This window comes from Kosakonia pseudosacchari (genome assembly GCF_015167415.1).
In the GTDB taxonomy this organism is placed as follows: domain Bacteria; phylum Pseudomonadota; class Gammaproteobacteria; order Enterobacterales; family Enterobacteriaceae; genus Kosakonia; species Kosakonia pseudosacchari.
The window spans coordinates 867,992-891,924 of record NZ_CP063425.1 but is presented as its reverse complement, the minus strand read 5'-3'; the positions used below and the strand labels follow the sequence as shown (position 1 = coordinate 891,924).

Below are 23,933 nucleotides of genomic sequence, written 5' to 3'. Positions count from 1 at the left end.
GAGATTTGTGGCTCCCATCCCAAAACAGGAACGGAAGTCCGGCGCGCTTTATACCATAAAACCCCGCCGGAAACCAATAGTTGTTGACGCAGCGTGCTGTTAATGATTCTCGATTTGGCACAACACTTGCCCGACTGTTACCATTGACAGCACTAATCCTGGTATAGTCGAAAAAATCGACACTGATGGACACATTCCATGGCTATCTCTATTAAGACACCTGAAGAAATCGAAAAAATGCGCGTCGCGGGTCGACTCGCCGCCGAAGTACTGGAGATGATTGAACCGCACATTAAGCCGGGCGTCAGCACCGGTGAACTGGATCGCATCTGCAACGACTACATCGTCAAAGAGCAGCACGCCATTTCCGCCTGCCTTGGTTATCATGGTTTCCCGAAATCCGTTTGCATCTCTATTAACGAAGTAGTGTGCCACGGTATTCCGGATGACGAAAAATTGTTGAAAGATGGCGACATCGTCAACATCGACGTAACCGTGATTAAAGACGAGTACCACGGCGACACCTCCAAAATGTTTATCGTCGGTAAACCGACGATTCTGGGCGAGCGCCTGTGCCGCGTAACCCAGGAGAGCCTTTACCTGGCACTGCGCATGGTCAAACCAGGCATCCGCCTGCGTACGCTGGGCGCCGCCATTCAGAAATATGTTGAAGGTGAAGGCTTCTCCGTCGTGCGCGAATATTGCGGCCACGGTATTGGCCGCGGTTTCCATGAAGAGCCGCAGGTGCTGCACTACGATGCGGACGATGGCGGTGTGGTGCTGCAAGCGGGCATGACGTTTACCGTCGAGCCGATGGTAAACGCCGGTGATTACCGTATTCGCACCATGAAAGATGGCTGGACGGTGAAAACCAAAGACCGCAGCCTCTCTGCGCAGTATGAGCACACGATTGTCGTCACCGAAACCGGCTGCGAGATCCTGACGCTGCGTAAAGATGACACCATCGATGCCGTGCTGACTGCCGCCTGATTCTGACATTGCCAAACGCACTAAACGGTCCGCTCTGCGGGCCGTTTTTTTTACCGCACTCCCCTGCTGCGTCATACATATAAACGACTTTTCATTTTTCATTATCTCTTTTAAGTTGTTTTGCTATGCATATGCACTCCAGACGGGTGGCCCATAATGAGCAACATCACTTCAGAACAATTTGTCAGCGCGGTACAACCCACCCTTCCCGGCCAGCCTGAATATCCAGGGGTTTGGTCACAAGATCAATTCCAGTGCGCACATATCAAAGCGCATATTGAAGCGTTCCAGCAGTGGCTGGGGCATGTCTTTGACGCGGGTATTTCAGCCGAGCAATTAATCGAAGCCCGCACCGAATTTATTGATCAACTTCTGCAACGCTTATGGCTGGAGTACGGTTTTGGCGACGTCAGCGATACTGCGCTGGTAGCGGTCGGCGGTTACGGTCGCGGCGAGCTGCATCCGCTATCGGATATTGATTTACTGATCCTCAGCCGTACCAAGCTTTCCGACGAACAAGCGCAAAAGATTGGCGAGCTGCTCACGCTGCTGTGGGATGTCAAACTCGAAGTGGGACACAGCGTTCGTACGCTGGATGAGTGCTTACAGGAAGGATTATCGGATCTCACTGTCGCAACCAACTTAATTGAATCACGCCTGCTGATTGGCGACGTTGCGCTGTTTCTGGAACTGCAAAAGCATATTTTTAGCGACAACTTCTGGCCATCGGAAACCTTTTTCCCGGCAAAAGTGGCGGAACAAAACGAGCGCCACCAGCGCTATCACGGCACCAGTTACAACCTGGAACCCGATATAAAAAGTAGCCCCGGCGGTCTGCGTGATATTCACACCCTGCAATGGGTTGCTCGTCGTCACTTTGGTGCCACCTCGCTGGATGAAATGGTGGGCTTTGGCTTTCTGACTGAAGCCGAGCGCAATGAGCTGAACGAGTGTTTGCACCTGCTTTGGCGAATCCGTTTCGCACTGCATCTGGAAGTGAATCGCTACGACAACCGGCTTCTGTTCGACAGGCAACTGAGCGTAGCGCAGCGTCTGAATTATGTCGGCGAAGGCAACCAGCCCGTCGAACATATGATGAAGGATTTCTTCCGCGTCACCCGCCGTGTCGCGGAACTGAACCAGATGCTGTTACAGCTCTTCGATGAAGCGATTCTGGCGCTGACCACCGACGAAAAACCGCGCCCGATTGACGACGAGTTCCAGTTGCGTGGTTCACTTATCGATTTGCGTGACGAAACGCTGTTTATCCGTGAGCCGCAGGCCATCCTGCGCATGTTCTATATTATGGTGCGCAACAGCACCATTACTGGCATCTACTCCACCACGCTGCGCCACTTGCGCCACGCCCGCCGCCATCTGACGCAGCCGCTGTGTTATATCGCCGAAGCGCGCTCTATTTTCCTCAGCATGTTACGCCATCCAGGCGCCGTCAGCCGTGGTCTGCTGCCGATGCACCGCCACAGCGTGTTGTGGGCTTATATGCCACAGTGGTCGCACATCGTTGGCCAGATGCAGTTTGACCTGTTCCACGCCTATACCGTGGATGAACACACCATTCGCGTGTTGCTGAAGCTGGAAAGTTTTGCCAAAGAAGAGACGCGCAATAAGCACCCTTTATGCGTGGAACTGTGGCCGCGTTTAACCCACCCGGAGCTGATCCTGATTGCGGCGTTGTTTCATGATATCGCCAAAGGCCGTGGCGGCGACCACTCCGTGCTGGGCGCACAGGATGTGCTGAAGTTCGCTGAATTACATGGGCTTAACTCACGCGAAACCCAGCTTGTCGCCTGGCTGGTGCGCCATCACCTGTTAATGTCGGTCACCGCCCAGCGCCGTGATATTCAGGATCCGGAAGTGATCAAGCAGTTTGCCGAAGAGGTACAAACGGAGAACCGTCTGCGCTTCCTTGTCTGCCTGACTGTGGCGGATATCTGTGCCACTAACGAAACCCTTTGGAACAGCTGGAAGCAGAGCTTGCTGCGCGAGCTCTATTTCGCGACTGAAAAACAGCTGCGTCGCGGCATGCAAAATACGCCGGACATGCGCGAGCGTGTGCGCCATCACCAGCTTCAGGCGCTGGCGTTGTTACGTATGGACAACATTGATGAAGAGCAATTGCATCAGATTTGGGCACGCTGTCGGGCGAACTACTTTGTGCGCCATAGCCCAAACCAGCTCGCCTGGCATGCACGGCACTTATTGCAACATGATCTGAGCAAACCGATGATTTTGCTTAGCCCACAGGCGACGCGCGGCGGCACGGAGATCTTTATCTGGAGCCCTGACCGCCCCTATCTGTTCGCGGCAGTGTGCGCCGAGCTTGATCGCCGCAACCTGAGCGTCCACGACGCGCAGATTTTTACCACCCGCGACGGCATGGCAATGGACACCTTTATAGTGCTGGAACCGGACGGCAGCCCACTCTCCGCCGATCGCCACGATGCGATTTGTTTCGGGCTGGAACAGGCCATTACACAACACACCTGGCAGCCGCCGCAGCCGCGCCGCCAGCCTGCCAAATTGCGCCACTTTACCGTCGATACCGAAGTGAATTTCCTGCCGACCCATACCGACAGAAAATCGTTTCTTGAATTGATTGCCCTTGACCAGCCAGGGCTGCTTGCCCGCGTCGGGCAGGTGTTTGCGGATCTGGGAATTTCGCTGCACGGGGCGAGAATTACAACCATTGGTGAGCGAGTAGAAGATTTATTCATAATCGCCACTGCCGACCGGCGTGGCCTTAATAATGCGCTGCAAAAGGAGGTGCAACAACGGTTGACAGAGGCCCTCAATCCAAACGATAAAGGGTGATTATTTTTTTACACAGATGGAAAGAGTAAACAATGCAGCAGTTACAGAACGTTATTGAAGCCGCTTTCGAGCGTCGCGCAGAGATCACCCCGGCAAATGCCGATACCGTTACCCGTGAAGCGGTGAATCAGGTTATTGCCCTGCTCGATTCCGGCGCACTTCGCGTCGCAGAAAAAATCGATGGCCAGTGGGTCACTCACCAGTGGCTGAAGAAAGCGGTTCTGCTCTCTTTCCGCATTAACGATAACCAGGTTATCGACGGTGCGGAAAGCCGCTACTTCGACAAAGTCCCGATGAAATTCGCCGACTACGACGAAGCGCGTTTCCAGAAAGAAGGTTTCCGCGTAGTGCCGCCAGCAGCAGTGCGCCAGGGTGCGTTTATCGCCCGCAATACCGTGCTGATGCCGTCTTATGTCAATATCGGCGCTTATGTTGATGAAGGCACCATGGTGGATACCTGGGCGACCGTCGGCTCTTGTGCGCAGATCGGTAAAAACGTTCACCTTTCCGGTGGTGTAGGTATTGGCGGCGTTCTGGAACCACTGCAGGCAAACCCGACTATCATTGAAGATAACTGCTTTATCGGCGCACGTTCTGAAGTGGTGGAAGGTGTTATCGTTGAAGAAGGTTCTGTCATCTCGATGGGTGTATACATCGGTCAGAGCACGCGTATTTACGATCGTGAAACCGGCGAAGTGCATTATGGCCGCGTACCGGCAGGCTCAGTGGTTGTTTCCGGCAACCTGCCGTCTAAAGATGGCAAATACAGCCTGTATTGCGCGGTAATCGTGAAAAAAGTGGATGCGAAAACGCGCGGCAAAGTAGGTATTAACGAACTGCTGCGTACCATCGACTAAGTCTGTCCCTCTTCCTGTCTGGAAGAGGGTGATATATCCCGCCTTTTTTGCATTCACAGGTGGCAAAAATAGATTTTTTCGTTAATTATTCATAGGTTATGTTGAGCTTAAGGGTACCGCTATGTACGATAATCTGAAAAGTTTAGGCATCACCAATCCCGATGAAATCGATCGCTATAGCCTCCGCCAGGAAGCCAATAACGATATTCTGAAAATCTATTTTCATAAGGATAAAGGCGAGTTTTTTGCCAAGAGCGTCAAATTCAAATACCCACGCCAGCGTAAAACTGTTGTCGCCGACGGTGTCGGTCAGGGGTATAAAGAGGTGCAGGAAATCAGCCCGAACCTGCGCTATGTGATTGATGAATTGGATCAAATCTGCCAGCGCGATCGCACGGAAGTGGATCTGAAACGTAAGATCCTGGACGATCTGCGCCACCTGGAAAGTGTTGTTACCAACAAGATCAACGAAATCGAATCCGATCTTGAAAAGCTGACACGCGGCAAGTAAAACGCGGGGTCTATCGCATTGTGCCGGGCTAACGACCCGGCACAATATTACTATCAATGTTGTTCGTCTAACTGCAGCGCCACATACAGCAACAACCGATCATCGAAGTTCCCCAAATCCAGCCCGGTCAGTTCCGAAATCCGGTTCAAACGATACTCCAGCGTATTGCGATGAATAAACAGCGCTTTAGATGTTGCCAGCGGCTGCACATTGTGGCGAAACCATGCTGCCAGCGTGCGGCGCAACAGGCCGTTATTATCCATCGCTTTTAAACGTGACAATGGTCGTGCCAGCTCGTTGGCCTGCCAACCGCCGCGTAAGCTGTCGAGCAACACCGGTAACATCAAATCCTGGTAAAAATAGCTACGGCTTTCCGGCATACGCTGTTTACCCACCATCATGGTGGTGCGTGCGGTACGGTAAGAACGGGCAATGCTGCCAGGACCGGTGAAATAATTGCCCAGCGCGACGCGAAAACGCAGCTGGCCGTTCTCTTTCATACGCGTGATCAGCTGCTCCACCCGCTTGCGATGATCTTCCGCATCCCAGCGACCAAACTGGTTAAGCGCTGGTTTCAGCACGACCATTTCGGTCAGCGAAACAATAGCAATCAGGTTGTTGCGCTCGGGTGTGGTAAGGGCATTTTGCAGTTGCTGTAACTCAGCCATGGCGCTGTCTACGCCCAACTGACCGCTGTCCACTTCCACCACCGCCACCACGCGCGGCTGGTTTAAATCAATACCTAAACGCTGCGCCCATTCGGTCAGAGCAGGCGTGTGCTCTTCCGCCTGGATCAGGTTCATGACCAGTTCTTCGCGCAGACGGCTGTCCTGCGCCAACAGATGCATCAGACGAGATTGTTCCAGCATCATCTCGGCGGTCATGCAGACTAATTCGCCATATTTGCGTAACGTCTCAGGTTCACCCGTCAGGCCAATAACACCCACGATTTCCCCTTCAAGACGTAACGGCAGGTTGATGCCCTGGCGCACGCCGTGCAGATGGCGGGCAACCGCATCGTCGATATCCACCACGCGCCCTTGCGAGAGCACCAGTAGCGCCCCTTCGTGCAATTCACCAATTCGTTCGCGGTCACCGCTACCAATGATGCGGCCCCGTGCATCCATCACGTTAATGTTCGTATCGATGATGCGCATCGTGCGCGCCACGATATCCTGTGCCATTTTGGTATCAAGATGCCAGCCAGCCATGTAACCCTCCCGTGTGCAGAGCCCAAGCATAGGGAAGATAATTACCGTACGCACTGTGCAATTGCACAAAGCGGCATTCAGAAGTATGGAGTTGTGGAAGGCTTCACAAAACAGAGGAAAGGCCCTCTTCCCGTCGTCAGGGAAGAGGGTGTAGAGCGGATTACTGCATCAGCAGGTAGATAGAGGTGTCACCGCGCTGAATGTTCAACGCCAGCACAGAAGGTTTACTGTCGAGGATTTTGCGCAACTCGGCGATATTTTTCACCGGCTGCTGGTTCGCGCCGACAATCACATCGCCTTTTTTCAGGCCAATCTGCGCCGCCGGGGTATTGGCTTTCACCGAATTAACCACCACGCCGCCATCTTTGCCTTTGTTGCTCATCTCCGCACCTTCAATACCGCTGAAGATGGTGCTGGAATCAACCTGATTCTGGCTGCTTTGCTGCAACTCAAGCGTAATGTTCACCGGTTTGCCATCGCGCAGCAGGCCAAGCGCAACTTTGCTGCCGATCGGCATTGAACCGACTTCCGCACGCAGCGCGGCAAAGCTGCTAATCGGTTTACCGTTAAGCGAGGTGATCACATCCCCTGCTTTCACACCGGCTTTCGCGGCGGCAGAATTCGGCATGACCTGGCTGACAAACGCCCCGCGCTGCGCATCGACTTTCATCGCTTTCGCCAGCTCGGAATTCAGCTCGGTTCCCATAATGCCCAGTTCGCCACGACGAACCTGGCCGAACTCGACCATCTGCCCGGTGAGGTTTTTCACCATGTTACTTGGGATGGCAAAACCGATACCAATGTTGCCGCCATCCGGTGCGAGGATCGCGGTATTAATACCGATCAGTTCACCATTCAGGTTCACCAGCGCGCCACCGGAGTTACCGCGGTTAATCGCGGCATCCGTCTGGATAAAGTTTTCGTAGTTTTCCGCATTCAGGCCGCTGCGACCCAGCGCGGAGACAATCCCGGACGTCACCGTTTCACCGAGGCCAAACGGGTTACCAATCGCCACGGTGTAATCCCCCACGCGCAGCGCATCGGAATCCGCCAGTTTAATCGCCGTCAGGTTTTTCGGATCCTGAATCTGAATCAGCGCAATGTCGGAACGCGGGTCTTTACCCACCACTTTGGCGTCAAATTTACGCCCGTCACTCAGCTGCACTTTGATAGTAGTAGCGTTATCGACCACGTGGTTGTTGGTCACCACATAGCCTTTCGCGGCATCAATGATTACGCCGGAACCCAGCGCCATAAATTTCTGCTGCTGGCTATCGCCCTGCCCGCCCGGTGCGCCGCCGCCCTGACAGAACGGCGAACTCTGGAACGGGGAACCATCCTGGCAGAACGGTGAATTATCACCAAAGAACTGCTGGAAGTTGCGCGGCATACGCGGTGTGTTTACCGTGGTGCTGCCTTCAACATTGATACTCACCACTGATGGCATCACTTTTTCCAGCATCGGCGCGAGGCTAGGCATTTGCTGCGATGTCGTGGCCGTGGACGATGCCGTTTCCGCTGCCATAGCCGACAGAGGAGACAGCGCCAAACTTAAACTTAAAGCCAGTGCACTCATTGCTAACGTGGTTTTTTTCATGTCTCTCACTCTTTACCGATTAACGCAAACTGCTGTGTATGTGTCACTCAGAGTCGATTTATAGCGTGAAGTTCAGGTATTAAGTGTCTGGAAAAAGTAAAAATTTATTGTCGTTCTTTACAATTCAACGGTGTTATTCCACCGCCATCAAACGACGATATTCATCCCATGAATATAAATCCGTCATCCCACTGATATAATCCTGAATTAATCGACAACGATGATAATACTCCAGCACCGGATACTCTGCCGCGTCGGGCGATAATTTGCTCACCGCCTCAACATAGGCTAGCCGGTGGCGCGTCGAAAGTTTTTGAAACAGGCGCGATTCAATCGGAAAACGACGCAAACGCTCTTTTTCCACCAGCTCGGCAAAATCCGCCGTTGATAATTGTAACAGCGGACGATAAATATCCAGCAAACCACTGATGACGCGATAGCCTTGTAATTCCAGCTGCTCAACGTCGGGATGGCTGAACACCTGTTTTATGGCGACATTTTTATATAATTCAAGTAGCTGACTAAAGCCGCTTTCATCTTCCAGTAACGCATGATTGAATTCGCCGCTGAAAATCTGCGGCAAGTTATCAATAAATCGCTGTGCCGCGTACGGCACCAGTTTATTCAGCGTATTGACGCGCAGATACATGAAAAATTGATCTTCCGCGCTGCGACTCATCGAATTAGCACGTGATTTCTCCCACGCGTTTTCAACAACCTGAGCAAACAACGATCCTTTTTCATGCTGCCCCCAGGCGTCATAAAGATGCTGATAAAGTTGTTCCGCGCTAAATATCCGTTTTTCTACCGCATCTTCTAAATCCGCCACGCAATAGGAAATATCATCCGCCGCTTCCATTATCCACGTCAGCGGAAAGCGGCTGTAAGTATCGAGATTTAATTCTTTACGCAGCCGTTCTACATAGGCTTCTTCAGAAAAATAGTAACCCGGTTTTTTCATTAAATAGCTGTGTGATGCCGGCGGCTCACCAATCCACCACGCCGGGCGCGTATATTTTAAAATACAGCCGACCTGTGCCCAGGTCAGGTTCATACGCATTAATGTGTGAACCAGGCGGATCCCCTGGGCGTTACCTTCAAAATGGCTTAAATCATGGCGCACTTTCCGGCGTAATGCGTTCAGCGTGTCTTCGCCTTCACGCAATTTAAGCGCCACCACTTCGCAGCGATCGTCCGAGAGCGGTTGGCTCACCGCATCATCCGGCGCCAGACGCTGGCGAAACCAATCATTGATTGCCGCTTCACCAAAATGGCCAAACGGCGGGTTGCCGATATCATGCATCAGGCACGCCATCTCAACGATACTTTCGAACGGCCCGGTCAACTCATCCAGACCGTAGGTTTCCAGCAGGCGCTGCTCTTTCAGGCGGCTCAAAATCTCTTTGGCGATATAACGCCCCACTTGCTGAACTTCCAGCGAATGCGTCAAACGCGTGCGCACCGCCGCGTTACGCTCCAGCGGGAAGACCTGGGTTTTTTGCTGCAAACGTCGGATAGCGGCAGAGTTGATAATGCGCCCACGATCGCTTTCAAAGATGCGCAGTATTTCACGTTCGGTTTTTACACCCTGCGGTGAACGGTAGCGGCGGCGCCAGTTTATCTTGTTGCGAAAGTCGATCTCTGCCATTTCCTCTCCTGTGCTTAGCGTCACGGGATATCATGCAATTGTGTATGCCATGATAGACTATGCCCTGAAAACGTAATCCTGTCTTATCACATTAGCGAGTATCTCCATGAAAATTGGCATTATTGGTGCAATGGAAGAAGAAGTTACGCTGCTGCGTGACAAAATCGAGAACCGTCAGACGCTGAACGTCGGCGGGAGCGAAATCTACACCGGTACGCTGAATGGTACAGAGGTTGCGCTACTGAAATCCGGCATTGGTAAAGTGGCTGCCGCCATGGGCGCGACGCTGCTGCTGGAGCGCTGCCAGCCGGATGTGATCATCAACACCGGTTCTGCCGGTGGCCTTGCAGCGACGCTGAAAGTGGGCGATATCGTGGTTTCCGACGAAGCGCGTTATCACGATGCTGACGTAACCGCCTTTGGCTATGATATTGGTCAATTACCCGGCTGCCCGGCGGGTTTCAAAGCGGATGACAAACTGGTTGCCGCAGCAGAAGCCTGCATTGGCGAGCTGAACCTGCACGCCGTACGCGGCCTTATCGTCAGTGGCGACGCCTTTATTAACGGTGCCGACGGTCTGGCGAAAATCCGCCACAACTTCCCGCAAGCGATCGCCGTTGAGATGGAAGCGACCGCCATCGCGCACGTTTGCCATAACTTTGGCGTGCCGTTTGTGGTGGTCCGCGCTATTTCCGACGTGGCGGACCAGCAATCCCATCTGAGCTTTGACGAATTCCTGGTGGTGGCTGCGAAGCAATCCAGCCTGATGGTTGAAACCCTGGTGCAGAAACTGGCGCGTGGCTAACTCTCTTTTCAGGGCGCTTGCCGCCCTGCTTATTCTGCTTCCGGCGTGGATTTTCGCCGCACCGCGTGTTATCTCACTTTCGCCAGCCAATACTGAACTGCTTTTCGCTGCGGGCATTACCCCTGTCGGCGTCAGCAGCTATTCCGACTACCCGCCACAAGCCGCGCAAATTGAGCAGGTGGCAAGCTGGCAAGGGATCAATCTGGAACGTATTGTCGCGCTGAAACCGGATCTGGTACTGGCCTGGCGCGGCGGCAATACCGAACGCCAGGTAAATCAGCTCAAGCAGTTCGGTATCACCGTGATGTGGGTTGATGCGATCACCATTGAGCAGGTCATCGAGACGCTGCGTAAGCTCAAAGCATACAGCCCGCATCCGCAGCAGGCAGAACAAGCGGCGCAAATGCTGCTTTCTCAGTACCGCGAATTGAAAACCCGCTACGCCAGCCTGCCGAAAAAGCGTGTGTTCCTGCAATTTGGCGCGCAGCCGCTGTTTACCAGCGGAAAAGGTTCGATTCAAAACCAGGTGCTGGAGTTGTGCGGAGGGGAAAATATCTTTGCCGCCAGCCGCGTACCGTGGCCACAAGTGAGCCGTGAACAGGTGCTGGCGCGCCAGCCGCAGGCGATTGTGGTGGCAGGTGATGAAAAAGAGATCCCGCGAATCGAACAGTTCTGGCGAAACCAGCTCAATGTACCGATTATTTCTCTGCACGGTGACTGGTTTGAACGGGCAAGCCCGCGTATTATCCTCGCCGCTCAACAACTCTGCACTGCCCTTGCGCAGGTGAAATAACCGGGGAATTCACCATGCTGGTTTACTGGCTGGATATTATCGGCACCGCCGTATTTGCGATTTCAGGCGTTCTGCTGGCGGGAAAACTGCGAATGGATCCGTTTGGTGTGCTGGTACTCGGCGTGGTCACCGCCGTTGGTGGTGGGACGATCCGCGATATGGCGCTGGCGCACGGTCCGGTGTTCTGGGTTAAAGATCCAACGGATTTAGTGGTGGCGATGGTGACCTGCATGCTAACCATTGTGCTGGTGCGTCAGCCGCGGCGCTTGCCGAAATGGATATTACCGGTACTGGATGCCGTCGGGCTGGCGGTGTTTGTCGGCATCGGCGTGAATAAAGCCTTTCTCGCCGAAACCGGCCCGCTGGTGGCGATTTGTATGGGCGTCGTTACGGGCGTTGGCGGCGGGATTATCCGGGACGTGCTGGCACGCGAAGTGCCGATGATCCTGCGTACCGAAATCTACGCCACCGCCTGTATTGCGGGTGGCATTGTGCATGCGACGGCGTATCACTTCTTTGCCATACCGCTGGAAACGGCAAGTATGCTGGGCATGGTGGTCACGCTGGTTATCAGGCTGGCGGCGATTCGCTGGCATCTGAAGTTACCCACGTTTGCGCTTGATGAATCAGGCAGATAACAAAAAGCCGTGTCAGTGACACGGCTTTTTTATGCGCGATGGGATTGGTTAAATACTGAATGAAGAACCGCAACCACAGGTGCTGGTCGCGTTCGGGTTAGTCACCACAAAGCGGGAACCTTCCAGACCTTCGGTGTAGTCGACTGAACCACCAACCAGATATTGCAGGCTCATCGGATCAACCACCAGGCCAACGCCCTGCTTCTCAATGGTCATATCACCATCGTTGATTTGATCGTCAAAGGTAAAACCATACTGGAAGCCGCTGCAACCACCACCGGTGATGTAGACACGCAGCTTCAGATTTGGGTTATCTTCGTCCGCAATCAGGTTTTTTACTTTGTTGGCTGCCGCGTCGGTAAACTGCAGCGGCAACGCTACGTCATCACTCATGTCTTGCTCCCGTTGATACTGCGATCTGGTCAAATAGTAACCCGACCTTTTCAGCTATTATCCAATACGCTACTAAATCGTTCAAGTATTCTCCCGCGGCAACTCACTTTCGCGAGCCGCATCCTGCCTGGCAAGCGTACGTGCCAGGATCGCGGAATAGAGCGGTTTTCCGCCTAAAAACTGTGCTAACAGTGTCGCACCAAGACAGGTAATGATCATTGGCAAAATAAGCTGATAATTGTCAGTCATTTCCAGAACTAGCACGATCCCGGTCAGCGGCGCCCGCAGCGAAGCGGCCAGTAATGCCCCCATTCCGGCGATCGCGAACGTTCCCGCGTCGAGCTGATAATGCGGAAAAATCGCTGCGCTCGCGCTGCCAAACGCCATGCCTAATACCGTGCCAAGCGCCAGCATCGGCGCAAAAATGCCGCCAGGCGCACCGGAACTAAAACAGAGTAATGTGGTTGCCACACGAATAAGGAAAATAAACAGCAATGCGCCAACGGTATAATTGCCAGCGGTCGCAATCGGGATAAGCGCAAAACCGCCGCCGGAGAGCGCGGGTGCAATCAAGCCAAGCACGCCGCAACAACCGCCGATGACACCGCCAACCAACACCCATTTCCCGGTATGCCCGCCGTGGATACGCTGAAACAGATCCTGGGTGCGTAACACCAGCGTGTTAAATAGCGGCCCGATCGTTCCAAAAATCATGCCCAACAGCAGATAAAGCCACAGCGTATTCACCGGCGCATTGCTGAGCTTACCGACATCAATGACCGCCGCCTCGCCGTTAAACACGCGAAAGACAATGCTCGACATAATCACGCCGGTGAACACCGCTTTAATCGAGATCAGGTTGTAATGAAACTGCGAACGCATCTCTTCTATGATGAAAAGAATGCCGGCCAGCGGCGCGTTAAACGCGGCGGAAAGCCCGGCTGCCGCGCCGGTCGCCAGCAACGTATGACGCGCTTCACCGCTGCGCAGGCGAAACAGATCGCTCATCATGCGCCCGATATTACCGCCGATCTGCACGGTTGGCCCTTCTCGCCCCAGCACCATGCCCGCGCCAAGCGTTCCCATCCCGCCGAAAAACTTAACCGGTAAGACCCGCCACCAGCGCACCGGACGCAACTCCTCCAGCGCACCTTCAATTTCCGGAATACCCGAACCGCCAGCCTCAGGAGCGAATCGACGCACCAGAAAATAGCCCATCATCGCCAGCACTGCCGAGCCAATAAAGGCCAGCGGCCACACCAGTGCGCTGTCCGCCACCTGCGCCAGCGCGCCAATCCGTGCGTTCAACACCGCGTTCACGGCTTTTTCAAAAAATACGCCGACCAATCCTGTGACGGCGCCCGCGACGGCGGCAACCAGCAAAATCGCCAGTGGCGTTTTATCGCGTTGCAGCATCTGGCGCATGATGTTGCGGCGTCGCCGTTGCTCAACCTGCTGTTGTTCAAATGAAGGGGTTTGTGCTGACATGGGTTTTCGATAAGTAATACAAAAGGGGCATTTTACCCGGCAAGTGCCGCCGCGTCGCGGGCAAAATCCCTGCAAAATATGTCGTTTCACCGGGGCAAAACTTTCATAACATTCCCGTAATCACATAGAATGACCGGCATTGATTTTTCCACGAACCAGGAATGAAAAGCATGAGTAAGTCTGAAAACCTCTATAACGCAGCGCGTGAGCTTATCCCGGGCGGTGTGAACTCACCCGTACGCGCCTTTACCGGCGTGGGCGGTACGCCGCTGTTTATCGAGCGTGCTGACGGTGCTTATTTGTATGATGTCGATGGCAAAGCCTATATCGATTACGTCGGATCCTGGGGGCCCATGGTGCTCGGTCACAACCATCCGGCGATTCGCAACGCGGTGATTGAAGCCGCCAGCCGCGGCCTGAGCTTCGGCGCGCCTACCGAAATGGAAGTCAAAATGGCGGAGCTGGTCACTGAACTGGTGCCGACCATGGATATGGTGCGCATGGTGAACTCCGGCACCGAAGCGACGATGAGCGCCATTCGCCTGGCGCGCGGGTTTACCGGCCGCGATAAGATCATCAAATTCGAAGGCTGCTACCACGGTCACGCCGACTGCCTGCTGGTGAAAGCCGGCTCCGGTGCATTAACCCTGGGCCAGCCGAACTCACCGGGCGTCCCGGCTGATTTCGCTAAACATACCCTCACCTGCACCTATAACGATCTCAGCTCGGTACGCGCGGCGTTTGAGCAATATCCGCAGGAGATCGCCTGCATTATCGTCGAGCCGGTGGCCGGAAACATGAACTGTGTGCCGCCGCTGCCGGAATTCCTGCCAGGCCTGCGCGCGCTGTGCGATGAGTTTGGCGCGTTGCTGATTATTGATGAAGTGATGACCGGTTTCCGCGTCGCGCTGGCGGGTGCGCAGGATTATTACGGTGTCACACCGGATCTGACCTGCCTTGGCAAAATCATCGGCGGCGGCATGCCGGTTGGCGCATTCGGCGGGCGTCGCGAGGTGATGGACGCGCTGGCACCTACCGGCCCGGTCTACCAGGCGGGTACGCTCTCCGGTAACCCGATTGCCATGGCGGCGGGCTATGCCTGTTTAACCGAAGTTGCCCAACCGGGCATTCACTCCACGCTGACCGAGCTGACCACGCAACTGGCCAACGGCCTGCTTGAAGCCGCGCAGGACGCCGGCATTCCGCTGGTGGTCAACCATGTCGGCGGGATGTTTGGTCTGTTCTTTACCGATGCCGATACCGTGACCAGCTACCAGGATGTGGTGAAGTGCGACGTTGAACGTTTTAAACGCTTCTTCCATCTGATGCTGGAAGAAGGCGTTTATCTGGCACCGTCAGCGTTTGAAGCGGGCTTTATGTCTGTTGCGCACAGTGAAGAGGACATTGATAACACCATCGATGCCGCGCGTCGCGCATTCGCCAAATTGTAATTCGCAAAGCCTCTCCCCGACGGGAGAGGCGCTCTTTTAGCGGCTCTGCTTTCTCAGCAAATAGATAAAGTATGGCGCGCCGATAAAGGTCGACAGCAACCCGGCAGGGATCTGAAACGGAAACAGCAGCATCCGTCCGCACCAGTCGGCAAACACCAGCAGTAATCCCCCCACCAGCGCCGAAATCACCATATGCGGCATCGTGCGCCGAAAACCCATCATCCGCGCGATATGCGGAGCCATCAGGCCAACAAAACTCAGCGGGCCAATGGTCATCGTCGCTGTTGCCGTGAGCGCTGCCGCCAGTAACAGCAGGCCGACGCGCGACGATGTCAACGCCATCCCGACCGAACGCGCGGTATCACCGCCGAGCGGCAAGATCATTAACCAGCGACGACACAGCGGTGTCAACGCCAGCAAAATCACCATCATCGCTCCGGTACGCCAGACCTGCTCAGCAGAGGCATTATAAGTACTCCCGGAGATCCACGTCAGGATCGTCGCCATACGCGGGTCGCCACTTGCCTGCAGCATCATCAGCAGCATGGTGAACGCGGTGCTGAGCGCCATCCCCGCCAGCAGCATTCGGTGCGGCGAAAATCCGCCGCGACCGGCGGCAACCATAATGATCAGTAGCGTCATCGCCGCGCCCAGACTACCGGCAGGCATCAACCAGCCAAACGCGTTACCCGGTACGAAGAACAGCATTAACACCACGCCAAACGCCGCGCCTGAGCTTATGCCCAGCACTTCCGGGCTGGCCATCGGATTGCCGGTCAGGCGCTGAATAATACAGCCCGCCACCGCCAGCATCACGCCAGCGGTAAGCGCCGCGACAATGCGCGGCCGGCGCCACGGCATCAGTTCCTCAAGCAACTGACCGCTTGCGAAGTGCCAGCCTGCCGCATCACGCCCGAAGGTCAGTGCTAGCCCCATCGCCAGCAGCAGGAGCACTAAGCCACCCAGCGCAAACCACTGTACCTGCTGACGCTCAGCGGCCACGTTATCCCCGGCGTTCATTGCCGGAGCGCTCATACTGCGCAGCCGTGGCAACAGCCACAGCAACAGCGGCGCACCAATCAGCGCGGTAATCGAACCGGTGGAAACCTCCATCCATACGCGTGTCAGCCACCAGATCACTTGATCGGAAAGCCAGAGGATCAGCGCGCCAATCAGTGGTGCCAGCAGCAGGCGTGACAACAAACGACGCGCACCGAGCATTTTCGCCAGCAGCGGTGCAAACAGGCCGATAAAACCGATGATCCCGACCGCATTGACCAGCAACGCACTCAGCGCAATCGCCAGCGTCAGCGCCGCCAGACGCGCCAGCGACAGCGCCAGGCCAAGATTACGCGCAACGCCGTCATCCAGCCCCATCAGCGTCAGCGGGCGCAACAGCAGCAACGTTAACACCGCACAGCCAAGCAGCTGCGGCCACAAGCGCTGCACGATGCTCCAGTCGGTTTGCGTTAGCGTCCCGGTGCTCCATAAAAACATGCTTTGCAGCTGATCGTGATGGAACAGCGCCAGCAACTGGTTAATCGCCCCGCAATACAAGCTCACCACCAGACCGGCGAGGATCAACGTCACCGGCGACAAGCGCTTGCCCCAGGCAACGCCAAACACCAGCGCACCGACCGCACATGCCCCGGCAAGCGCGGCAAACTGTGAAGCCAGCACACCGGGGATCGCCCACAGCGTGGTCACGGTAATGCCCAGTTGCGCGCCGGTCGCCACACCGAGCGTGGTCGGTTCGGCAAGCGGGTTACGCAGCACCTGCTGAAACAGCACGCCGACCAGGCCAAGCCCGGCGCCTACCAGCAGAGAAATCACCAGACGCGGCAACAGGCTGTAGTGAAACAGCATCTGATCGATAAAGTTGATGTCCGGCGCGACGAATGCCTGCGCCCACTGCGCACGCGGCAAGGCGACGGTTAAATTGTTCCAGGTAAGCGCGGCGGCAGTGATAAACAGCACCGTCAGCAGCAACGCCGGGAAAGGCGAAACACGTCGGTTCATGCCCGGCCTCCCAGCGCGTTGTCCAGCACGCGGATAAAATGCATCGCCGACAGCGTTGCACCATAAAACCAGACCGCCGGAACCCGCTGGAAACGCCCGGCGCGCACGAAGGGCATTGCCTGCCACAACGGCGTCGCCATCAGTTTTTGCATATCCTGCTCGTTACCGTGATCGAAACAGATAACATCAACGTCTTTGTATTCCGCCAGCCGGTCGATACCCACCGCCACGCTGCCCCAGAAAGAGGTTTCGCCGTGCCAGGCGTTACGAATACCCACGCTATCGAGCACTTCCTGGAACAGGCAGTTCGGCCCGAACGCCAGCACATGGCGCGGGTCGAGCAAGGTGATCATCAACAACGGGCGATCGCCACGGCGCGCAAAATGCGGTTTTCGCGCTTCAATCAGGGCATCAAATTCGTCGAGATGTTTTTTCGCCGCCGCTTCCAGATTCAGGATCTGCGCCATCTCGTTTAACGAGTGCCTGGCCATGGCGAGAGGCTTTTTGCCATCGCTAAAAGTGAAGCCGCGTCCCGGCGCGATTTTCGCCAGCTTCGCTTCGGAAGGGCCATAACCTGCCGACCACACCAGCCAGGAGGGTTTCATTTGCGTCAGTAATTCGAGATTGGGCTCGGTACGTAGCCCAACGTCAATCACCGAAGCGGGCAGCGCAGGCTCGTTGACCCACAAGTTGTAACTCTGCACATCCGCCACGCCATAAGGCGCGACGCCGAGCGCCAGCAGCAATTCAACCGGCAGCCACTCCAGCGCGACAATACGCGTGGGATCGATCGCCGCTGCTTGCGCGCTGCGCATGTTCCACAACAGGGGAGAGAGCGCCATCGCCGTCAGTAAGCGACGACGGCTAATGTGATGTAATCCAGTCATCAGTAGACAAAACTCACCGGTGCTGCCCCCGCAGGATGCGGCAGGATCCCCATCGGGATGCCGTAAATCTGTTCCAGCGTTTCGGCGCGCATTAACCTTTCCGGCGTCCCTTCGGCGATCATTTCACCGCCGCGCAGCGCCACCAGATAATCGCAATATCGCGCCGCCATATTGATATCGTGCAGCACAGCAATCACCGTCAGCCCGCGCTGCTGGCTCAACCGGTGCACCAGCGCCAGCACATCCACCTGATGGGCGATGTCCAGCGCCGAGGTGGGTTCATCCAGCAGCAGGCAGCGGCTGTCCTGTGCTACCAGCATGGCGATCCACGCGCGTTGGCGCTCACCGCCGGAAAGGCTATCCACCAGGCGGTGCGCCAGCGGTTTTAACCCCACCAGCGCAATCGCTTCTTCCACTTTTTCTCTGTCGGCAATACCAAAACGTCCCAACGCCCCGTGCCACGGGTAGCGGCCAATCGCCACCAGTTCACGAACCGTCATCCCTTCCGCCTGCGGCAACTGCTGCGGCAGATAGGCCACTTTGCGGGCGAACGCTTTGCTGTTCCAGCTCTCAAGCGGCTGCCCATCAAGCAGGATATCCCCGTCCGATGGCGGCTGGTGGCGGCCAAGCATTTTCAGCAGAGTGGATTTACCGGAACCGTTGTGACCAATCAAACCGGTGACTTTACCCACCGGAAAGGTGAGCGACAACGGGTGCAGCAACGTGCGTCCGGGCACACGAAAGGTGACATCGGTAAGTTGAAAGGTGGTATCGGGAAGCGCTTTGTTTTCCTGCATGATTGCCAACTTATAAAAGGGCACGGCGAACCGTGCCCGAAGAGAGATTAGAAGCGGAAGGTTGCTGTCGCCACCACCTGGCGTTCTGCGCCCCAGAAGCAGCCATAGGTGTCGAAACAGCTTGAGACGTATTCACGATCAAGCAGGTTAGTGACGTTCACGGCAAGGCTGGAGCCCGCCAGGCCAAAGCGTGCCAGATCGTATTTCACCACGGCATCCATCACCGCCGCACTACCGACCTTGAATGTGTTATTCGGATCGCCGTAGCTGGAACCGATTAAACGGCCACCTGTACCCACGGTCAGGCCAGAAAGCATGCCCGAGTTGAAAGTGTAGTCACCCCACAAGGAAGCCATATGTTTCGGGATTTGTACCGGCGTTTTGCCTTTCAGCGTGGTGTCCTGCGTGTACTCGGCATTGGTATAGGTGTAGGACGCCGTTACGTTGACGTTCGCGTTAACTGCGGCTTTTGCCTCCAGTTCAACGCCACGAGAGCGAATTTCACCTGCAGGAACTTGTGCGAACGGGTTAGTCGGATCCGTAGTCAGGTTGTTTGTTTTGGTGAGCTGATAAAGCGCGCCCGTAATAACAACCGGCATATCTTTCGGTACGTATTTCACGCCCGCTTCGTATTGCTTACCTTTCGACGGCGCATAAGCCACGTTATCAGCAGGGGTCGCAGCCCAGGCTTTTGACGGGTTAGGCTCAAAAGATTCGCTATAGCTGGCATAAGGCGTAATGCCATTATCGAAGAGGTAGTTCACCCCGGCACGCCAGGTAAACTGATTGTCATCGCGCTTCACTTTCTGGCCGCTACTGCGAATAAGCGTTGCCTGTTCGGACCAGTCATAACGACCGCCGACGGTTGCCACCCACTTATTCCATTCCAGTTGGTCCTGAACATACAGCCCGGTTTGGTGTTGGGTATTTAACTGGAAAGGCGTCGCGGTCGGGAAATCAACATCGGTATAAACCGGATTATTCATATCCAGCGTAGGCGCACTTCCGTAGGCGTTTTTGATGTCATTACGAAAACGGGAGTAATCAATGCCCGTCAGAACGATGTGGGAAACATTACCCGTCGCGAATTTACTTTCTAACTGGGTGTCGACGCCGAAATCGCTGTAGTCTTCGTCAGCCACAATGATTGAACGTGTAAGCTGATCGTTTGTAGCGCCAAAGCCATAAACGGTTTTCTGCGAGGTTTTAATCTGGCTGTAGCGCAGGTTCTGGCGAACGGTGAACACATCATCAAACGCGTGTTCAAAACTGTAACCCACCAGACGCTGATAACGGGAATATTCGTTGTTCGGCGCACTGTCAGTAAAGCCTGGCGAGACACGTTTTCCCGAAGCCAATGGCTCAACCGTGCCCTCTTTTGGCAACCAACCGTAATAACCCGTATTCGGTTCGTTCTGAATGTTCGCCAGCAATGTCAGGTTGGTTTTATCATCCGGGCGCCAGCTAAATGACGGTGCAATGGCGTAGCGTTTTTGTTTCGCAAAGTCCTGCTGCTCATCGTTAGAACGTGCAAGACCGGTCAAGCGGTAAGCATACTTGCCGTCATCATCCAACGCATCGCTAAAATCGAAACCAGTCTGGTAGAGATTATCGGTGCCCATTTTGAACTGAATTTCATGCAGCGGCTCGGTGGTCGGACGCTTGCTGACCATCGCGATGATACCGCCCGGATTGCTCTTACCGTACAGAACGGAAGTCGGTCCGCGCATCAGTTCAACACGCTCCAGCATGTAGGGATCGATGGTCGCACCGCTGTAGTAATCCCCCTGCAGTTTAATGCCATCCAGGTAGTTGTTCTGCGTAGGTCCAGGTGTGGAGAAACCACGAATGCTGACGAAGTCGTAAGTGTTCGATGCACCACGGTTGCTAACCACCACGCCAGGCGTATAACCCAGCGCTTCTTTCACCGAGGCAGGCTGACGGATTTGCATCTCTTCATTCGTTACCACCGAAACAGACTGCGGCGTCTTTTCAATCGGGGTATCCGTTTTGGTCGCCGTGGCGGAACGTTTTGCCGCGATAGTTGGTGCCGGTCCCCATGCGCTTTCCTGCGGAGCCGCGCTGGTGGTAACGGTGATGGTCTCTTCTTTTTGGGTTGTTGCAGCCTGTGCGTAAACAGACATGCCGCTAACCGCTGTGGCTACTACAACTGCGATTTTACGCAGCGTAGTGTTGACTGGCTGAGCAGTGTTAGGACGCGCCATTGGTTTATCTCTGATTCAAATGAGTGAACGATAACGTAAACGAGAATTATTATTATGACCGCAGCATAATATGCGAAGCGCTGTGCGCATAGCAAGCAGTAAGCCGCCTGAAACAGCGTGAAGGATGAAGAAATAACCAGACGAAAAGCAGGTGGTTAACAGGGGTTTAAAACAACGTTATTTGCATGTTTAAGGCGTTAAAAAACCCCCGGTGTCGCCATCGGGGGTTTCAGGTTTTGTCACGACAGATAGTTAATTACCGCCAAACATCTCTTTGATCCAGCCAGCGACACCATCGCTTTTCTGCTCCTGCTGCGGCGGCTGTTGAGGCTGCTGCTGCGCTGGTTGCTGCGGCTGCTGGGACTGATCAAATGGGTTGCCGCTTGGCGGCTGCACCTGGTTTTGCTGACACAGCGTTTCCGGGTTCGTCGTCCAGACCGGAAGCTGACGCACGCCGCCACCGCCGCAAACGAAATTACCCATGTCGTCAACGCCCATATTGGTAATGTCTTCCGGAGGTGTCAGATCCAACGGGATCGGCGACTGGTTTTCCAGATAACGCTGGTAAATCGCCATCGCGCCACTGGCACCATACAGCTTCGTCGGCTGGTTATTATCACGGCCGACCCAGGTAATGGTCACTTCGCGCCCGTCAATGCCCGCAAACCAGGTATCAACGTTGTTGTTGGTGGTACCAGTTTTACCCGCCAGATGCAGGCCCGGATACTTCGCGCCAAGCTGGCGGCCAGTGCCGCGCTGGACAACCTGCTGCATCGTCCACAGCGTCATGTATGCCGCCTGCGCCGGTACGGCGCGCTCGGCCTGCGGGAAGCTCTGATACAGCACCGTGCCATCTTCAGCAATGACCGAACGCAGCGCGGAAAGCGGCGCGCGGTTACCACCGCTGGCGATGGTCTGGAAGGCCTGCGCCACTTCAATCGGCGTCAGGTTCAGCGCCCCGAGCAACATAGACGGCATGCCGGTCAGTTGATCTTTCGGCGCGCCAAGTTTCTGCCAGGTATCGGTTACAGCAGGTAAACCCACTGCCATCCCGAGGTTCACCGTCGGTACGTTCATCGAGCGGGTCAACGCATCGACCAGCATCACCTGGCCGCTAAAACGACGGTCATCGTTCTGCGGCGCCCACACCTGGCCGTTAGACAAGCGCAGCGAAATCGGCGCATCGGCAATCCAGGTATTCAGGCGATAGATGTTCGGCTGGCTCAGCGCCGTCAGATAGGTTGCCGGTTTCGCCAGCGAACCAATGGAGCGGCGCGCCTGCATCGCACGGTTATAGCCCGCGAATTGCGGCGTCGCACCGCCGACCATCGCGCGCACTTCACCGGTGTAGCGGTCAACTACCACCATTGCCGTTTCAAGATCGGTCAGCTTGCGCTGTTTGATCAGCAGCGGAATACCTTCCACTGCCGCTTTTTCGGCGGCGTCCTGCGCCACGGAATCAAAAGTGGTGAAGATCTTCACGCCGGAGAGATCTTTCACCTTATCGCCGAGCTTAGCCTGCAACTCCTGGCGTACCATCTGCATAAATGCCGGCTGCGGTGAAATCACCCCGCCGCGCGGCTGCACGCCGAGCGGACGCGCGCTCAGCATGTCATACAACTCCTGGTCGATAACGTTCTGCTGTTGCAGCAAACGCAGTACCAGGTTACGGCGTTCCAGCGCCAGTTTCGGGTTACGCCACGGGTTGTAGATTGACGCGCCTTTCACCATCCCCACCAGCAATGCCTGCTGATCAAGGCTCAGCTCTTCCACCGGGCGGCCAAAATAGTAGAGGCTCGCCAGCGGGAAACCGCGGATCTCATTGTCGCCGCTCTGACCGAGGTACACCTCGTTCATATACAGCTCAAGAATGCGATCTTTGCTGTAGCGGGCATCCATAATCAGCGCCATATAGGCTTCGTTGGCTTTACGCCAGTAAGAGCGCTCGCTGCTGAGGAACAGGTTTTTCACCAGCTGCTGCGTCAGCGTACTCGCCCCTTGCACCGTGCGTCCGGCGGTCAGGTTCGCCAGCACCGCACGGCCAATGGAGTAAAAGCTGATGCCGTCGTGCTCGTAGAAGTGGCGGTCTTCGGTCGCCAGCAGCGTATCCACCAGCAGATCCGGGAAACCATTGCGCGGTACGAACAGACGCTGCTCGCCATTCGGCGAAGAGAGCATGGTGATCAGGCGCGGATCGAGGCGGAAGAAACCGAACTGGCGGTTGCTGTCCATATTCTCGATGGTTTCCAGACGAGAGCCGTCAAAGGTCAGACGCGCGCGCACCTGCCCTTCTTTACTGTCCGGGAAATCAAACGGACGGCGGATCATCTCAATGCTTTTCGCCTGCACGGTAAACTCGCCGGGACGCGTCATCTTCGTCACCTGGCGGTACTGCGTAGCTTCCAGCAGTTTCACCATCTCGTTTTTACTGATTGCCATATCCGGTTCGAGGTTGACCATACGGCCATACACCGCGGCAGGCAGTTGCCAGACTTTGCCGTCGATACGGGCACGGATTTTTTGATCCAGATAAACGCCATAAATGGCGCACAGCACGGCCAGAACGATGGCAATTTTTAACAGCAGCCAGAACCAGCCGCGTTTGCCGCGTGGCTTCTTGCCTTTGCCTCTTCCTTTTTTCGGCATCGGTTCCTCGTCTTCATCGTCATCTTCATACTCGTCGTACTCCTCTTCCCGAAGTCGACGACGGCTGATTTTCTCTTTCGCCGGACGCGCTGGTTTCCCCTTGCGTCCAATTGGCTCGCGGTCATTCCCCGCCATGCTTTACTCT

General features: G+C 55.4%; 18 protein-coding genes. 8 read left to right on the top strand and 10 right to left on the bottom strand.

Annotated elements, in window-relative coordinates; genetic code table 11:
- Positions 1 to 198: 198 nt before the first annotated feature.
- The 4 genes from map to IP581_RS04065 all read left to right on the top strand — a co-directional run bounded on the left by map (position 199) and on the right by IP581_RS04065 (position 5,190).
- Entirely contained in the window at positions 199 to 990 is a 792-nt protein-coding gene (gene map / locus IP581_RS04080; RefSeq protein WP_086870619.1) for a type I methionyl aminopeptidase, read from the top strand.
- A 156-nt stretch (positions 991 to 1,146) separates the two neighbouring features.
- A complete protein-coding gene (gene glnD, locus IP581_RS04075; protein ID WP_193821816.1) occupies positions 1,147 to 3,822 on the top strand; it encodes a bifunctional uridylyltransferase/uridylyl-removing protein GlnD in 2,676 nt (891 codons plus the stop codon).
- Between the two features lie 32 nt (positions 3,823 to 3,854).
- The gene (gene dapD / locus IP581_RS04070; RefSeq protein ID WP_017457992.1) at positions 3,855 to 4,679 is read left to right on the top strand and encodes a 2,3,4,5-tetrahydropyridine-2,6-dicarboxylate N-succinyltransferase; all 825 of its coding nucleotides are present in this window, start codon (positions 3,855 to 3,857) and stop codon (positions 4,677 to 4,679) included.
- Between the two features lie 121 nt (positions 4,680 to 4,800).
- Positions 4,801 to 5,190 carry a DUF3461 family protein gene (locus IP581_RS04065; RefSeq protein ID WP_017457991.1) on the top strand — a complete coding sequence of 130 codons (390 nt, stop codon included), beginning with the start codon at positions 4,801 to 4,803 and terminating at the stop codon, positions 5,188 to 5,190.
- Positions 5,191 to 5,243: 53 nt separating this feature from the next.
- On the opposite strand, the gene cdaR is transcribed toward IP581_RS04065, so the two are convergent.
- The 3 genes from cdaR to dgt all read right to left on the bottom strand — a co-directional run bounded on the left by cdaR (position 5,244) and on the right by dgt (position 9,646).
- Positions 5,244 to 6,401 (bottom strand): DNA-binding transcriptional regulator CdaR, encoded by a 1,158-nt coding sequence (gene cdaR / locus IP581_RS04060; RefSeq protein ID WP_020456602.1) that lies wholly within the window; start codon positions 6,399 to 6,401, stop codon positions 5,244 to 5,246.
- 160 nt (positions 6,402 to 6,561) lie between these two features.
- Positions 6,562 to 7,998 (bottom strand): serine endoprotease DegP, encoded by a 1,437-nt coding sequence (gene degP, locus IP581_RS04055; protein WP_086870615.1) that lies wholly within the window; start codon positions 7,996 to 7,998, stop codon positions 6,562 to 6,564.
- Between the two features lie 133 nt (positions 7,999 to 8,131).
- Positions 8,132 to 9,646 (bottom strand): dGTPase, encoded by a 1,515-nt coding sequence (dgt, locus tag IP581_RS04050; RefSeq protein WP_086870613.1) that lies wholly within the window; start codon positions 9,644 to 9,646, stop codon positions 8,132 to 8,134.
- Between the two features lie 106 nt (positions 9,647 to 9,752).
- On the opposite strand from dgt, the gene mtnN reads away from it, so the two are divergent.
- From mtnN to IP581_RS04035, 3 genes are read left to right on the top strand one after another with little or no spacing between them, the layout of a single operon-like run.
- Entirely contained in the window at positions 9,753 to 10,451 is a 699-nt protein-coding gene (gene mtnN, locus IP581_RS04045; RefSeq protein ID WP_086870611.1) for a 5'-methylthioadenosine/S-adenosylhomocysteine nucleosidase, read from the top strand.
- Positions 10,444 to 11,244, top strand: coding sequence for a vitamin B12 ABC transporter substrate-binding protein BtuF (gene btuF, locus IP581_RS04040; RefSeq protein WP_193821815.1), 801 nt, complete (start codon positions 10,444 to 10,446; stop codon positions 11,242 to 11,244). Before mtnN ends, btuF begins: the two co-directional genes overlap by 8 nt.
- Positions 11,245 to 11,258: 14 nt before the next feature.
- Entirely contained in the window at positions 11,259 to 11,882 is a 624-nt protein-coding gene (locus tag IP581_RS04035; RefSeq protein ID WP_193821814.1) for a TRIC cation channel family protein, read from the top strand.
- A 48-nt stretch (positions 11,883 to 11,930) separates the two neighbouring features.
- Here the strand turns inward: IP581_RS04035 and erpA are convergent, their stop codons facing one another.
- Together erpA and clcA are read right to left on the bottom strand one after the other, a co-directional pair.
- Positions 11,931 to 12,275 carry an iron-sulfur cluster insertion protein ErpA gene (gene erpA / locus IP581_RS04030; protein WP_017457984.1) on the bottom strand — a complete coding sequence of 115 codons (345 nt, stop codon included), beginning with the start codon at positions 12,273 to 12,275 and terminating at the stop codon, positions 11,931 to 11,933.
- Between the two features lie 81 nt (positions 12,276 to 12,356).
- Positions 12,357 to 13,763 (bottom strand): H(+)/Cl(-) exchange transporter ClcA, encoded by a 1,407-nt coding sequence (clcA, locus tag IP581_RS04025; protein WP_193821813.1) that lies wholly within the window; start codon positions 13,761 to 13,763, stop codon positions 12,357 to 12,359.
- A 170-nt stretch (positions 13,764 to 13,933) separates the two neighbouring features.
- Here clcA and hemL point away from each other — a divergent pair, with 170 nt between their 5' ends.
- A complete protein-coding gene (hemL, locus tag IP581_RS04020) occupies positions 13,934 to 15,214 on the top strand; it encodes a glutamate-1-semialdehyde 2,1-aminomutase (protein ID WP_193821812.1) in 1,281 nt (426 codons plus the stop codon).
- Positions 15,215 to 15,250: 36 nt separating this feature from the next.
- Here the strand turns inward: hemL and fhuB are convergent, their stop codons facing one another.
- The 5 genes from fhuB to mrcB all read right to left on the bottom strand — a co-directional run bounded on the left by fhuB (position 15,251) and on the right by mrcB (position 23,923).
- Positions 15,251 to 17,233: a Fe(3+)-hydroxamate ABC transporter permease FhuB gene (gene fhuB, locus IP581_RS04015; RefSeq protein WP_193821811.1), complete on the bottom strand. Its 1,983-nt coding sequence runs from the start codon at positions 17,231 to 17,233 to the stop codon at positions 15,251 to 15,253.
- Entirely contained in the window at positions 17,230 to 18,120 is an 891-nt protein-coding gene (gene fhuD, locus IP581_RS04010; protein ID WP_193821810.1) for a Fe(3+)-hydroxamate ABC transporter substrate-binding protein FhuD, read from the bottom strand. Before fhuD ends, fhuB begins: the two co-directional genes overlap by 4 nt.
- Entirely contained in the window at positions 18,120 to 18,917 is a 798-nt protein-coding gene (fhuC, locus tag IP581_RS04005; protein WP_086870599.1) for a Fe3+-hydroxamate ABC transporter ATP-binding protein FhuC, read from the bottom strand. The genes fhuD and fhuC overlap by 1 nt, the downstream gene beginning before the upstream one ends.
- Positions 18,918 to 18,964: 47 nt before the next feature.
- Complete coding sequence (gene fhuA, locus IP581_RS04000; RefSeq protein WP_193821809.1) at positions 18,965 to 21,142, bottom strand: ferrichrome porin FhuA; 2,178 nt, start codon at positions 21,140 to 21,142, stop codon at positions 18,965 to 18,967.
- 252 nt (positions 21,143 to 21,394) lie between these two features.
- Positions 21,395 to 23,923 carry a bifunctional glycosyl transferase/transpeptidase gene (gene mrcB, locus IP581_RS03995; RefSeq protein WP_086870597.1) on the bottom strand — a complete coding sequence of 843 codons (2,529 nt, stop codon included), beginning with the start codon at positions 23,921 to 23,923 and terminating at the stop codon, positions 21,395 to 21,397.
- Positions 23,924 to 23,933: the final 10 nt, after the last annotated feature.